Source organism: Haliscomenobacter sp., from assembly GCF_965225875.1.
Taxonomy (GTDB): Bacteria; Bacteroidota; Bacteroidia; order Chitinophagales; family Saprospiraceae; genus Haliscomenobacter.
Window position 1 is genome coordinate 891,778 of the sequence record NZ_CBDDBS010000003.1, and the last position, 15,461, is coordinate 907,238.

General features: G+C 48.4%; 7 protein-coding genes. 2 read left to right on the plus strand and 5 right to left on the minus strand.

Annotation, left to right across the window (positions count from 1 at the left end):
* Nucleotides 1-67 precede the first annotated feature (67 nt).
* Complete coding sequence (locus ACO08K_RS24005) at nucleotides 68-2,512, plus strand: glutaminase domain-containing protein (protein ID WP_421799024.1); 2,445 nt, start codon at nucleotides 68-70, stop codon at nucleotides 2,510-2,512.
* 78 nt (nucleotides 2,513-2,590) lie between these two features.
* Here ACO08K_RS24005 and ACO08K_RS24010 read toward each other — a convergent pair whose 3' ends face one another.
* Complete coding sequence (locus ACO08K_RS24010) at nucleotides 2,591-4,912, minus strand: right-handed parallel beta-helix repeat-containing protein (protein WP_421799025.1); 2,322 nt, start codon at nucleotides 4,910-4,912, stop codon at nucleotides 2,591-2,593.
* Nucleotides 4,913-5,008: 96 nt separating this feature from the next.
* Here ACO08K_RS24010 and ACO08K_RS24015 point away from each other — a divergent pair, with 96 nt between their 5' ends.
* The gene (locus ACO08K_RS24015) at nucleotides 5,009-6,430 is read left to right on the plus strand and encodes a sulfatase-like hydrolase/transferase (protein ID WP_421799026.1); all 1,422 of its coding nucleotides are present in this window, start codon (nucleotides 5,009-5,011) and stop codon (nucleotides 6,428-6,430) included.
* Between the two features lie 187 nt (nucleotides 6,431-6,617).
* Here ACO08K_RS24015 and ACO08K_RS24020 read toward each other — a convergent pair whose 3' ends face one another.
* The 4 genes from ACO08K_RS24020 to ACO08K_RS24035 form a co-directional block, all read right to left on the minus strand.
* Nucleotides 6,618-8,762, minus strand: a complete 2,145-nt coding sequence (locus ACO08K_RS24020; protein WP_421799027.1) for a TIM-barrel domain-containing protein — start codon at nucleotides 8,760-8,762, stop codon at nucleotides 6,618-6,620.
* Nucleotides 8,763-8,817: 55 nt separating this feature from the next.
* Nucleotides 8,818-11,751 carry a glycosyl hydrolase gene (locus ACO08K_RS24025; protein ID WP_421799028.1) on the minus strand — a complete coding sequence of 978 codons (2,934 nt, stop codon included), beginning with the start codon at nucleotides 11,749-11,751 and terminating at the stop codon, nucleotides 8,818-8,820.
* 10 nt (nucleotides 11,752-11,761) lie between these two features.
* A complete protein-coding gene (locus ACO08K_RS24030) occupies nucleotides 11,762-14,203 on the minus strand; it encodes an alpha/beta hydrolase-fold protein (protein ID WP_421799029.1) in 2,442 nt (813 codons plus the stop codon).
* 127 nt (nucleotides 14,204-14,330) lie between these two features.
* Nucleotides 14,331-15,461: a hypothetical protein gene (locus ACO08K_RS24035; RefSeq protein ID WP_421799030.1), complete on the minus strand. Its 1,131-nt coding sequence runs from the start codon at nucleotides 15,459-15,461 to the stop codon at nucleotides 14,331-14,333.

Here is a 15,461-nt window from a genome sequence, read left to right on the forward strand (position 1 = left end):
GCATTACACATTTAAAGCGTAATTTTACAGGATTCACTGATGTCAGCCATTTTCAAACTTTTTCGGAATGAAAGCCTTTTTCCTTTTTAGTGCACTTGCAGCTCTTGCCTCTCCATGCTTTTCACAAAGCCAAAAAGCTTCGGCCTATCCCTTGATTACCCATGATCCTTACTTCAGCATTTGGTCAACGACCGATCAGCTGAATGCTTCGCCCACCAAACACTGGACTGGGAATGATCATTCTTTGACTGGTTTTTTGAAAGTAGATGGCGAGATTTTTCAATTCATGGGTGCTGATGCCCCGAGTTATGACCCCATTTTACCAGCTGGAGATGATGAATCGTATCAAGCTAAATATACGGAGCAACAACCCGCTGCCGACTGGATGAGCGAGGCTTTTGATGACCGCAATTGGCAAATGGGCGCTGCCCCTTTTGGCAACATCGACGGTATTTCCAAAACCCAGTGGCGCAGCCGAAACATCTGGATGCGTCGGACTTTTGAACTGAACAGCACCGAATTGTCAGCTCCTTTGTTGAAACTCCAGTACGACGATGATGTCAATGTTTACCTCAATGGCGAATTGATCTATACCGCCGGATGCTGTGCTGGTAAATACCTTTTGCTGCCCATGACTGAAAAGATGAGATCGCTGCTGAAAAAAGGCCGCAACGTATTCGCCATCCATGTGGTTAACACGGGGGGCGGAGCTTTGCTGGATGTGGGGATTGTGAAAAAATCCACGCCTTCCAGCGCCCAAATCATCAAACTTGCCCAGCAAAAACAGGTTCAAATCAATGCCACCCAAACGATCTATAATTTTACTTGTGGTAAGGTGGACATGAAACTCACCTTTACCTCTCCGCTTTTACTCGAAGACCTGAATTTGCTAGCCAGACCGATTTCCTACATTGCTGCCGAAGTCAAGGCCAATGATGGAAAAGTACATCAGGTGCTATTGAGTCTGGGCGTCTCTACCGATCTTGCCACCAATACCAATGCCCAAGAAGTCAGCGCTAGCGCTTATTCGGCTAATGGATTGAAGTTACTGAAGACGGGTACAACTGAGCAGGCTGTTTTGAAGAAAAAGGGTGATGACCTGCGGATCGATTGGGGTTACCTGTATGTGGCGACTCCTGCAGCGAAACAGGTGCATCAGTACATCTCGGACCAGTCCAAGCCCTTCCAGGTCAACGCTAGTACCCAAAAAACGGGCAAAAAACTGACCTTGCACACCCTGGTAAATCTAGACGCAGTAGGCACCGAAACCAAAACCCAGGTCCTAATGCTAGGCTATGATGACCTGTATTCAGTGCAGTATTTTGGGCAAAACTTACGCCCCTGGTGGAATGACAAAGGCACCGAAAACATCGAACAGCTGCTCAGCAAAGCTTGGAAAGAATACCCCAGCGTCCTGAAAAAATGCCAGGCAACGAATCAAACCATTCGACAAGAGGCTGAAAAAGCTGGTGGTGTGGAGTATGCTACTCTCTGTGAACTGGCTTACCGGCAAAGCATTTCGGCACACAAACTGGTCAAAAGCCCAAGTGGAGAAACCCTGTTTTTGTCCAAAGAAAATTTCAGCAACGGTTCCATCAACACGGTGGATGTTACTTACCCTTCGGCACCGCTGTATCTGGCCTACAATCCTGAATTGCTGAAAGGCATGCTGAACGGGATATTTTACTACAGCGAAAGTGGCAAATGGACCAAACCCTTTGCTGCGCACGATTTAGGTACTTACCCCCTGGCCAATGGGCAAACCTACCCTGAAGACATGCCCGTAGAAGAATGTGGCAACATGATTATCCTCACCGCCGCCATTTGTATGGCTGAAGGCAATACGGATTATGCCAAAAAACATTGGCCAACCCTTTCGATTTGGGCCGACTACCTGAGCAAAGAGGGCTTTGATCCTACGACCCAGTTGTGCACCGATGATTTTGCTGGGCACCTGGCTCGAAATGCCAATTTATCGGCCAAAGCCATTGTGGCCATGGAAGCCTATGCCATGCTGGCCGAAAAAATGGGTGACTTGCCGCGCTTCACCCAATTTGATGCCCTCTGCAAAGGCTATGTGAGCAAATGGCAATCGATCGCGGAAGATGGCGACCACTACGCCCTCACTTTTGATAAAAAAGGCACCTGGAGCCAAAAGTACAACCTGGTCTGGGACAAGGTGTTAAAGCTGAATTATTTCCCATCCGCCGTTTTTGAAAAAGAGATAAAGTATTACCTCGGTAAACAAAATGAATACGGGCTGCCGCTCGACAGCCGGGCCAATTATACCAAGTCAGACTGGGTACTTTGGACGGCCACTTTGGCGAGCAAACAGCAGGATTTTGAAGCGTTGATCCGCCCAATGGTTCATTTTGCCACCAATACATCTTCACGGGTTCCCTTAAGCGACTGGCATGATACCAAAACTGGGAAAATGATTGGTTTTCAGGCCCGAAGCGTGGTTGGTGGGTACTTTATGAAGGTTTTGGAGGGGAAATTTATGGGGAAGTAAATGCAATAAACCTATGGCAAACGAAATCTTGTATTTAGAACTCAATTTCCAGATTCCAAACTCCAGCAGATTCCCTATTTACTCCAAATCCAGCACCAAACCCAACTCAGCCTGATTCCGAATCAGCTGCACCGACATTTTGCCCGTCCACAACACCTTTTCATAGATCAATTGTAGTGCTTCTACATGGGTTACTACTTCGCCATTGGCTTTGCGGATCACATCACTTTTTTGCAAGCCGGCTTTGGCCAGTGGGGATTTGGGGGACAACTCTAATACAATCACTCCATTTTCATCTGGCAGACCATAGGCCGAACGTTCCCCCAGGCCATTGATCGATTTGACCTTTGCTTGGAGCCAACTGACCTCTTTGGTTGTTTTTTCATCAGCAATAAACAGGAGTTCAGGAATACGGGGCTGAGCCGCGATTTTTTTCAAAGCAGGTTTTTGCACCCCAAACTGATCCATGGGAAAGTTTTCAAAACCGATATCAAAGGCTTTTGAGCCAGCTTGTAGTCTGAAATCAGCAGTAGCCGGATCAACAAACAAAAGTTCTCCTGCCACACTAGCTGAGTCGGTACCCTTACTTCTTGCCTTGGCCAGATAAGAAGCATTGCTGAAAAAATTGTAATCAATGGTTTTCCCCCAATCGTTCACCCCAATCGGAAAGTAAGCCCGCATGAACACATTGCGTTGGATGACATCGCCACTGTTGGGAAACCAGACATGGGGATGCAGGGAATTATTGACAAAAACGTTGTTTTCAGCCACTCGAAAATAACCCTCGCGGAGCTTTAAACCACCCTTCAGGAAGACATTGTTGTAAATGTGGTAATTGGAGCTGCCATCATCTAGGTCTACGTCCCAACCATGGTCACAACGGAAGCGGTTGTTGCGGATAATGGTGGTGTATTGAGCATCCAGCAAGGCCATTTCCATATCATTTCGATTGTTGAAATGCCAGTAACGATCGCGGCCCCAGGAGTTGAAAGCCCCGTGGTCGCTGGTTTCAAGTACGGTTTCAAAAGCGTCGTTGTATTCGATGAGGTGGCCACCAAAAGCGCCGTCACCCACGTTGATTGCAGCACGTGGCACCTGATAAATGCTGTTGTGCCGAATGGTAATTTGAGCGGCGACCTGGATTTGTATGCCCGCTACCTGTTTTTCAACCCGTCCAATGTGGTGGATAAGGTTGTCTTCGATCACGCATTGGCGCGGGTAATGCCGATTTTTTGGACCGGGTACATAGTCCATTTTTTCCACTGGGGTTGTTTTTTCGTAACGATTGGGCACGGCGCGTACAGCGGAAGTATCTCCCACCAAACAAATGGCGCTGGCTCCAATGTTGTAGAAATGGCAACCGCGGATAGTAGAATTCAAATTGTAAAGACTGACAAAAACGGCGTTGCCTCCCAAATTGTTGAAGTTGCAATCTATTAAGCTACAGTTCTCGGTATTTTCAAAAAGCACAGCCGCTCCTCGATAAATGCACCAATCACTGCGGAGGAGGGGCTCGTATTGGTCCATAAAAGTGCGCTCGGCGTGGGCAAAATGGATGCCACTGATCTGTATGTTTTTGAGGGGTAAATCATCCTGGCCTTCTAGCTCAATCAGGTGTTTGAGCCGGGAGATTTCGGTTTTGGCCTGGGCCAAATTTAATCCAGCTGGTGGATAAAAGTAGAGCGTTTTTTCGGCAACATTGAAATACCATTCCCCAGGAGCGTCCAGTTCTTCAAAGATGTTTTCGACAAAACGGTACTTATTGTGCATAGCCGATGGGCGGTTGTTTTGCCAGCCGCCTTCCAGTTGCACTTCATCCCCTTTTTTGCCCAGAATGCGGTACTGAAAACCGCCCCATTGCCCGGCGTGCATGGCGTGTACAAAGCCACCAGTGGGATTGCTCCAACGTTTGAACCGCTCGGGTGCAAGGGCATCGGCAGCAAAACCATTGAATACCCGGACCGTATCGGTGTAGTTGGGGTAACGGGCTAAGACCTGCTGTTGGTCATTGACAAAGAGTTGCTCAAAGGTGGGGTTGTCCAAATGGGCTTTCCATAAATTTCCACCAGCTTTTTGCCATTGCAGCCGGACTCTTTTGCCGCCACTCAAGGTCGCTCGCCCATCTGGGGAGGCGGAGATGTGCAGGCTTTTTCTGGCCCATTGTTTGGCATTGATTTGAATGGTTTGTTTGAGGTAATGGGTGCCTGGCAGGAGTTGAATTTGCGGGCTATTCGTAGTGGCTTTTTGGGCAAGTGAAAGCGCACGATCTAATGTCGCAACGGGTGTTTTTAAAGTGCCGGTGGCCTGGTCATTTCCCTGAGGGGACACGTAAATTACACTTTGTGCGAAAACAAGGGTATTTGAGCAGCAAAAGATGAGAATGCAGAGCAATTTTTTCATTGGTAGTTGTTTCAGGATGGCTGGTAAAATAAGTTTTTTGAGATTTTTATACTAGGTTTGGCGAAATTCCTTTCCTTTTTGGTTTAAACTACCATCATGAAAGCTGTTTTTAAATGCCTGTTTATTTGCTTGAGCCTTTCCGCCGCACTACAGGCGCAGAGCTCCAAGCCCAATATCCTCATCCTTTTTACCGACGATCACACTTATCATGCCGTAGGTGCATTGGGCAACAAGGTGGTCAAAACCCCACATATGGATGAATTGGTAAAAAATGGTACGACTTTTAGCCGGGCAAGTTGTTTGGGCGGAAAACATGGCGCTTTGTGTGTGGTGAGCCGGGCCGGAATCATGACTGGCCGCTACCTCAATAGTTTACCGGGCGGTGCCGATGTAATCCCCACGGATCACACCATGATGCCCGAACATTTGAAAAAATTCGGCTACAAAACCTTTGCTACTGGCAAGTGGCACAATGACAAAGCTGCTCATTTTCGGGCATTCGATGAGGCCGATAATATCTTTTTTGGGGGAATGCACTTTCCCAATGAAGGCGGCCATGAACATGCTAACCTGTACCATTATGATCCGAGCGGCCAATATCCAACGTCAGCGCAATGGAGTGCGGACAAATTTTCGAGTACACTATATGCCGACGCTGCTATTGCTTATTTGAACCAAAACAACCAAAACCAGCAGCCCTTTTTTGCCTACGTAGCTTTCACCTCACCACATGATCCCCGCACACCACCAGCTCCTTACGATAAAATGTATGACCCCAATAAAATCCCCTTGCCTAAAAACTTCTTACCCCGGCATCCTTTTGACAATGGAGAAATGGAGGTACGGGATGAACAATTACTGCCCGTGGAACGCACGCCGGAAATGATCAAAAAAGAACTTGCAGCCTATTATGGAATGATCTCGGAGGTTGACGCTCAAATTGGGCGGATCATCCAAACACTCAAGGCAAATGGACAGTACGAGAATACCCTGATCATTTTTGCAGGAGACAATGGCCTGGCAGTGGGTTCACATGGCCTGGTGGGCAAGCAGAGTTTGTATGAGCACAGCATGAGGGTGCCACTGGTGATGGTTGGCCCCGGGGTCCCCAAAAACCAAAAGGCGGATGCCCTTTGCTACTTGTCGGATATTTTTCCTACGGTTTATAACTTTCTGGGCATTGAAAAACCTGCTTCGAGTGAGGGCAAAAATTTATTGGAAGCCATCCAAAACCCTCAAGCCGTTTTTCGGCAAAACATCTATTACAAATACCGGGACATTCAACTGGCGGTGCGGACCCATGACGATTGGAAATTGATCAAATACAATGTCAAAGGTGTTGAACACCAACAGCTGTTCAACCTCAAAAAAGACCCCTGGGAAACCAAAAACCTGGCTATGGATAAAAAATACCAGGCCAGGTTGACCACTTTGACGGAGACCTTAAAGGCGGAAATGGCTTTTTACCACGACAACCTGGATTTGAATCTTCCCAACTGGGGGAAAACCGTGAAATGAATAGCCTGCAGGACAAAATTGGGGCAACTCAGAATCAACGGATGATTTCGGATGTAGAGACGCACGGCCGTGCGTCTCTTGACCTCGGCCATCTATAAGAGACGCACGGCCGTGCGTCTCTACGGCGCGTTGCCCCAATTTTGTAGAGCTCTCAAACTGAATAGCAATAATCATTAATCGGCCATTGCTATTTCGTCATAAACACCCATTTCACCGTCTTATCGTAACCAAAGGGCTTGCCTACTGGTAAGGTTGGCAATTCCCCCTGCAATCGGCCATCACCATCTTTAGATACTGCCAACCTTGTAAAAGAATATGCCCCTTTTTCAAAATCAAAACTCACTCCATCATCGTCATACAACTGAAAACTGCCCGCCGAGTCACCATAGTGGCGAACCTCTAGTGGCAAAATTTCACCTGCTTTTGGTGCCTGACGGCGAGTTGGAACCATTGGAATAATTCCTCCATCTTTTACAAACAAGGGAATTTTGTCCAAGGCTGGGCTGATGCTGATTTTTTGGTTTTCACCCACAAAAGCACCCGTATAAAAATCGTACCATTTCCCAGCGGGCAAATAAACCTCACGGCTGCTTTCGCCAGCAAACATGGGGGCAACCAGTAAAAAGTCTCCCATCATGTATTGGTCTTTAATGTCCTTTTTGATGCTCTTGGCATAGGGATTGGCCGTGGCATCCAGTTGCCCTGCGCTTGTGGTGGCAGTAAATCCAAATCCTTCCACCAGGTTCATGGCCCTAAAAGGCGGTTTGCCTTCAAAATGGTACTGAGCAAAGGTGGAGTACAGGTAGGGTAGGAGTTGCATGCGCAAACTGGCCACATCATTCACCGCTTTTTCCACTTCAGGAAAAGACCAGGGTTTGGTGCCATCGGCCCAAGCGTTGAGCATGGCCATAGGGGAGAAACAAACCGATTGCATGCGGCGCACCCACTCCTCAGCAGTTTTGGAGGCACGCACCTCCGGAGTCCACAATACACCGATAAAACTGCTGTTTACCAGAGCGGTGATGAAGTCCTTGTGGCTGTAATAATCGTTGTAAATGACGTAGGGGAAATTGCTGGAACCTGCATTGGAGCCGCGCACCAGACCATACGTGCGTTTGTTGATTTCCTTGTACCAGGAAGCGGTCATACTTTGAACCAAATTGCCATAAACCTGTCGCATTTGTTCGGCGCTGAAGCCTGAAGGGAAAGTCGCCACATCCGGCCAAACCCAAAAGTCGTAGCCGTCTACTTCATCTACTTTAAAGCCGCCCACTCCAATGGAGAGCTGGTTTTTTATAAAATGATCTTTGAACAATTGCCGTGTTTGAGGTAGGGTGAAGTCGGGTACAATCCCATTCCAAACAGTGTGTGAGGCGGATAAGGGTTTGATTTTGGAATACAAACTGGCCTTGGGCGATACATAAGGGTTGAGCCACAAATTGGCGCTGAGACCTTTTTTCGCCAGAGCGTCCAAAAATCCCTTTGGGTCGGGAAAACGGGTAGGGTCCCATTCAAAGGTACAAGGGTAGGACATGCTGTGCCAACCTGGCTCCACCCCAATGAAATCAAGGGGGAAATTGTGCTCTTCAAAACTGGTAGCTTCTTTCAAAATGTCATCCTGGGTATACAAAGTGGGGACACGTTGGGTAAAGCCCAAACCCCATTTGGGTGGAAGGTATCCACCGCCATTCATCAAATTGTAGCGCTGTACCACCTGCATTGGCGTAGGGCCTGCGAAAACATAAAGGGTAGCACCATCAGCTGGTACCAGGATTTCGACAGCGTCGGAGTAGGGCTGAGCATCCCACTCCTTGTTGGTATTGCGGTCGTACAAAACTGGGGGGTGCTGGCTCTCCCTGCGCACACCCGTGCCCATGTACACGGTCAGGTAACGCGCGGCATCGATCAAAACCCCGTACCCTTTTGAAGAAACATAAAAAGGGATCGGAGCATGGGTGCGGCCATTGTCCTTGCCGCCGTAATGGTCAACGTGCAAATCTAGGATACGCCCACGTTGGTTGACGGTCTGGAAATTGAGACCCAGCCCAAAGAGTTGTTCTGCCTCATCCAGCGGGAAGCGCAGGTAAACTTTATGGTCAATGATTTTTACATCAATATCCGTTTGTTTGAGCGGAAAGTTGCTTTTGGGCAATTTAGCGAGAGCCGTCACATTAGCAATGGCTCCTGCCGTACTCAGGAGACTGATTTTCTCGGGTTGGCCTGCCGTGGCTTTCCAGATTCCGGGGTATTGCTCCCGCCACTGGAGTTTGACTTGGGCAAAAATGAGGTATGGAAAAAAAAGCAGGCAAAAAAGGGTTTGAAAGGGTTTCATGTGTTGACGATTGATGTTGGTTTGTGGGGATAGTTTTAAATGTTTTCTGAAGGTGCTAAATCACTTTTGTTTCAAAAACCACCAGGCGTACAGGTCCCATGAGGCCTGCTGCTTTTAGTGGGCTATCCTTTCGATAATAATACCAAACGGAAAAAGTTTTTCGCCCCTTAGATGGCCGTGCTTGATTTTTTACAAACCAATCTGGATAAGCCTTCATGGCGTGGCCAAGATTGCCCCGGTCGCTGCCCCATTCAAAATCTGCGGGCTCCTGTTCATCGCCGATGAGGCGATTGGCCCAATTGGTAGTCACGGCTATTTCCAGCAGGTTGTCACCCGGAACGAGTGCTGAGGTTATGTCCAATACATAAGGTGGATACCACAAAACACCCAGCGCTTTGCCATTGATTTTTAGGCTGGCAATGTCGTACAGTTGGCCAAAATCAAGCTGTATCAGTTTGCCAGGTTTTAGGAGTTCCGGATCAATCTGAATGGTTTTGCTGTACGTGGCAGTCCCCGCGAAGTACTTCACTCGTGGATCGCTGTGCTGACTGAAATCCAACAATTGTGGGAAGTCGAGTTTAAAAGCTGGCTCCAATTTAGGTTGAAGGTTTAGATTCCAGGAGCCTTCAATCGTTTGGTGGCTGGCCGCGGGCAAGTCCACATTTATTTTTTTGCCGGAGGCATATTCCAGTGAAAGCTGTTGAGGGGTAGTTGCAAAAAGCGCAATTTGGCCATTCTTTAAAGGCACGATGTTCCAGTTCTTTTCTGGGCTGTTGATGGCAATCAGGTGCTCATTAGGGGTGATTGCTTTGCGAAAAACGACAAATACCGCCTGTTGATCCTTCAGTTGTAGTTCTACCTTGGTTCGGCCATCTTTTTCCTGCCAAACGGGGGCATTCTGGATGCTGACGTCCTCCGCCTGCCAAAGCTCAGGTTGTTTTCCAGTGATGCGAAAGGAAAGGCTAAGGTTTTGCGTTATTGGAGCCATATTGGCAACGAAATACACTTCGCCTTCTGGCCCACTGCGGTGCAAAACCCGGATGTATTGGCTGGAATCGGCTTTTTCAACCTGATAATCAGCCTGAATTTTATGCCATTTCATGGCGTCGGGGATGTTGGTAAACACCAGGCCCTTACCGTATTCCGCTTGTGGGCCGTAGTTCCATAGGATATTTCCTACACCGGCTACTTTTTGATCCGAGCTTGGGTAAGCTTTGAGACCCAGGGCTTTTTCCGGTTTTGGCCCCACCACGCTGGCTCCTTTGGCTACCAATGCCTTGATTTTTTCGGCCACTTCCACCTGCATGCTTTTTTGATTGGGTAAAACCAAAAAAGCATAAGCCCGTCCGGACTCCAGCACAATTTTCCCATTGAGCACCTGGATGTTTTGGCGCAAAAAATCAGGCCGGGAAATCAGATCGCCGGAACCTTGTAAAGTTTCAAGGCAGAGGTAATCCGCCACCCGTTCGCCGTATTGCAATAAAGTCTGAGTACGGCCTAAATACTGGAAAAACGCTTTGCCTGGCTCCGCCCAGGTTTGGTGCCGACTAAAATGGGTGCCCCACCAACCCATGCCCATTCCGGGCTGATAGCGATCGTCGAAAGGCTGATGCACCCAGTGGTGCAAAACCAGGCGATTGGCCCCGGAAACATAGCCTTTCAAAGCAGAAGGTTTTAGGAAAGCTGGATCTTCAGTGTATTTGCTGTTTTTAGGCAAACTGGTCAAAGCTTCCGCCCCAACAATCTTACGTCCTGCTGCGGCCGCGGCCGCAGGGATTTTGGCATCAATGCCGCCCGTATGGGTCCAGAATTCACCCATGGGTAGGTCAGCCAGCGCAGCACCTTGGGCTTCATTAAAAGGGCCACCGTAGGCTTCAAATTGTAGATCGAGGCCAGCGGCTTTGATGAGTTCTTTGCCTGTTTTCCAACCATTGTCATAGTAAAGCTGCTGAATAACATCCTGAAAATCCCAGGCAAAACGTTGACAAGCTTCTTCATTGTCGAGTACGAGGGGCTTTTGATCAATTTTGTCAAAAGAAAGAACCCAGGGAATGGGATCGTAACCCTTACGACGGATGAACTCTTGGCGAAAACCCGGCGTCCAGTTTTGATCACCAGCCTCATAACTGTCAATGAGGATGTGTTTGAAGGATTTGCCGAGGTAAGGTGCTAATTTTTCCTGGAGCGGGTTGAGTACAGTTTGCCAGTGAAAGCGGTTTTGGGTGATGCTCATTTTATCCACTTCGAGGGTTTTGCCGATGATGTCATCGGGCAGGGGGTGTGGATTGGCCATCGTGGGAGCATGACCGACGCGGTAAATCAGCCAATCGCCAGCGGGAGCTTCCCATTGGAGTTGGCCCTGCGCGTCCATTTTGCTGCTGAGATCGATGATGGATTTGCTGGATACCTGGGCTTGGGCAGGTACAGCCAGCACAGCGATGTCTTTGTAAAAAGTAGCTTTGATTTTGGGTGAGCCCCAGCCTTCCCAGATGGGGGGCTCGGGTTTGGCGAGTTTAACCTTGATAAGGGTGCCGCCACTTTGACTGGTTTTGGACCATGCCAGCGTTTGCATGGCCTTATCCTCTGTGACCCAAGGGCCACCCGTAGTGGAATAACCGGCAGTATTGTGTAGCCCAATTTCCAGACCTAACCGCTGTGCCTCGCTGGCAGCATGGCGGATGGCTTCCCAATAAGCTGGGCTGCGGTACTTTTGCTCCGGCCAGGGATTGTTTTCTGTAGGGACATGACTTTCCTGCACAGCGGAGGCGAGGTTAAAAATGGTGGCCCCGCCAATGCCTGCTGCCCGCATCGCTTCCAGGTCTTTGGTGATGCCCGCTTTGGAAAAATTAGAGCCCATCCAGTGCCACCAGACGTAGGGCTTGGCGGTGCTCGGTGGGGTGATGAAGTTGGCTTCAAGGGTGCTTTTATTTTGTGACAAAAGCGACCAGGCGCATAAACTGAAACAAACGAGGAGACTGAGTTTTTTCATTTGGCTACATTTAATTTTTTATCGCCCCGTACTGCCAATTTTGATCAAAAAAGCCAGTCGCTTTGATGGCTTTTGCGCCTTCTTTGGGCATTTCAGCGGTAAAAATCAGGTAATCCGGAAATCCACTGCCCGCCGCGAAATACTGATTGGCCCAGGCGGCTTTCATGCCCACTAAGCCTGTACCCGCTACTACCGAGACAGATGCGGTTTTACTATCAGGACGAGGGTAGGTAAAATAAACTCCCAGGTCGTTGCCAGTATGGGTTTCATCACCCAATTTGATGCTGCCACGGTTGACTTGTAAAGGGCAATTGACCAACAATTTGGACCAGGCTTTATTGGTACTGGCATTGCCAAAAAGGATGATGCCCCGATCTGGGTAGTCAGCTGGATTGAAGTCCTTATCGGCGATCAAGTCTACTGCACCATTGCCCCGGTAGTACCAGGTTTCGGCGTCAAAAACCGCTTTTTGATAAGCCCATTCATTCTCTTCCTGAGTGCCTCCGGTACCGTACACAAAAACCATTTGGTGGTTAAATGCTTCTTTGAAAGTACCATTGCGTTGGGCATTCCGTTGCTGAGGCCCCGGTTCTGGGGTAGCTTCCCAAGTAGTATTTTTGCTGAAAAATAGGGGCATTTCCCCCATTTTACAATTGTTACACACTTCCTGCCCATCAATGCTCAGTTTGAATGATTGGTCTTTGGGAAAAGCATCAGGCAGTAGTTTTAGAATCCGCACATTGTCGGTTTTGATGGCAATGGTTTTGGCGGTGGAATTGCGTTTGGCCGAAATATTGCTGTACATCAGCGGTGCAGACTGTTGCTCGATGCCAATCCAATGATAAGTGGAGGAAATGGCTGGGTTGGCGGTGGTGAAATTCAGACTGTCTACATCCTGGGCCTTGGGAATGCTGTGCCATTTGAAAAAATCGAATAATGCTGGCCAGTCCACACTGTGGTCGCCGTACCAATGCCCGCCATTGGGGTATTCGTAGTAGGAGAAGTCGTTGTGAAAAGTGCTGAGTACCTTGCGCATTTCGCGGGCGTATTCGACTGAAACGGTACGGTCAGCATCGCCGTGCAAGATGTAAATGCCACTGGCTTTGTAGTTGGGCGCCAGCGCGATCACATTACTCGGGTTGCTTGCGCGCAGGAGCATCTGTTCTGCCGGATTTTGGCTGCTTTCTGGAATTTTGCCATCCGCTGAGCCATAGCCCATCAAGGTTGGGTAACCAGCACAAGGGGCAACTCCAGCCCATTTTCCAGGATAAGTTGCCCCCAAGTACCAAGAGCCGTGCCCGCCCATGGAGTGACCAGTTAGGTAGATTTTTTGAGGATCGGGTTGGAAGCTTTTTTGAGCAATGGACAATACTTCCAGCGCATCTAAACGGCCCCAGTCTTCCCAGTTGAAGCCCCTCGGCCGACGATTGGTGGGGGCGACTAAGGTTCCCCAATCTTTGGGTTTGTAAGCCCGAGCTTGCCCAATGGCTTCTACCTCCGCGCCATGAACGGATAAAAATAGGGCCGAACCAGGCTTGTTGCCACCCACTTGTGGCGCTACGGCATAATATTGCACACTGCCATCAATGGCACTAATGAAGGTGTTGCTGTGGTGTTCGGTGGCGGATAGGGCGGTTAAAGTGATGCTTTTTTCATCAATTGGTTTTCCATCCTGGAGCAAGGTGAGGCTGCAGGTCACATTGCCTTTTTGGGTAACCGCTGCTGGATTCATTTTAAAAGGAACCTTGCGAGAGGTCATTGCACTAACTACTGGTACCTCGCTCAGTACCTTATTGCCACCGATACTGGCCTGCAATTTTAGGTTTTTCAGAGGTTTATCACTCGTGTTGATCAATACAACCCCTCCCCAGAGTTGACCATTCGTTTCTTCAATCAGAATATGGGGCAAGGTGGCATCGGCGGTGCTGATGGCCGCAGGTTTTTCCGGGAAAATCAACTTCGCTGTAATACCCTGAAACCGGCCACCCTGGCCAACCCGAACGTACAACTCATTTAGTCCTTTTTTGAGTTTGATGGGGTGAAACAACCAGCCATAACGGTACATGTCGCCGGAATAAGGCACTCCATTAAAAAACAGACCACTGTGCCCGGAGATTTGCAGTAAGGCGGTTTTTTCTTCACTGGAGGGATAAGTCAGGTACACATAACCATTGGTCAAACTGGCGTCGCGCAGCCGATTGGCAGTATCAGCCTGGACAGATTTCCACTGAATAGGCTTTCCATTTTTATCCGTCGCCAAGGTATTGCCCTCACTAGGGGTATTGAGTTTGCCCTGAATAAGTTGATGCACCAAAAGGTCGGTGTAGAGGGCTTCCCGGCCATATTGATGGCAGGGCCCGGCGGCTAGGCCTTTGGTGAAGGTGTAAGTACTTTGGGCGAAAACACTATTACAAAAGAGGAAAAGGAAGACAAAGTAGCGCAATGTTTTCATTTGGATTTATTTGTTAAGGCAGATGCATTTGGCGAGTAAAGTAGCGAAAAGAAGCGGCACTTCAATACACTAGTGGCCAATTTTTGGCTATACTTTTCCTTTTTTTCAAACTAAGCAATGTTGATTCTTAGTTGCTTTTTAAAAAGCTCTCGATTACATAATTTTCAGTAAAAGATTTATTCTGAGCTGATTGGATCAATTTGGTCTTAACCTGCCCGTTTAGATATTGCCGATTCTCAGAAAGGTAGTTCAAAAAGGTATTCAATTGATTTTTGGACATTTTTTCCAGGTCTTCTACCAGTATTTTCACCACACTGGGATGGGCGTATTTTAAGTTGTTGAGTAGCAAGGTCCGGGTGTTGATGTCGACGCTGGCAAAGCTTTGAAAAAAAGGCTGACTTACTTTTTCATCCTTCCAAAGTTCTCTGGGCATTTTTTTGAGAATGTACAATCGATTGCCAGGGGAGCTGTGCTTAAAAATTTCCTGGACAGCCGGAAGCTGATTGACCAGGGTCGTCAGATTCAGCTGTTTCAAGGCAAACAGCTGGTAGTCTTCAGCAGGGGATTTTAAAAAGGACTCTGCCAGAGCAGGGTCATAATAACTGAGCAAATGTTGTTCAATTTGTTCTTTGATGTTGCCGTGGGCCAAATGCCAGGCCGTAAAACAGGAATACAAAGCCCCTTCAACGACGGATTCTTTGATCTCCGTACGGGTAGCCCCAGATACGGCATCGACCTCTTTGCCCTTAAAAGTGATTTTTTCCACGGCGGCAATACTCTGATCGAACAAGTCCTCCATGGTTTTCCGCTCCAGGATCGAGTGTTGATCCAGCAATAGGGTGTGCAGCTTGGCGTAGTCGGCAGGGGTAAAGGCTTCGTGGTCGAATTTGGTCAACAAATTGTCGGGAAACACTCCATAGCCCACATAGTTTCCCACTAGATTCCAATACAGGGTGATGTACATGGGTTTGCAAAGCCCATCAATACAAACGGGGGTGATCACGTCGGCGCAATAGAGCAGAGGTCGTTGTTGTGCATCGGACAATAGCCATACCTGATGCTTCAAGAGGCTATCGGTCCCTGCCAGGGTAAAGACCATCTTTTCTCCTGCCACCTGTGCAAATTGCTCCGGCATGGCCATGTGCAGGGGGGCATTTTTGGCCAGTTTAATGGAGCTGGAATAGAGCAATGCCAAACCCAGAACCATCAATAATACAAGCCGGGAGAACCAGGTTTTAAAGCCAATTCCACGTAACAT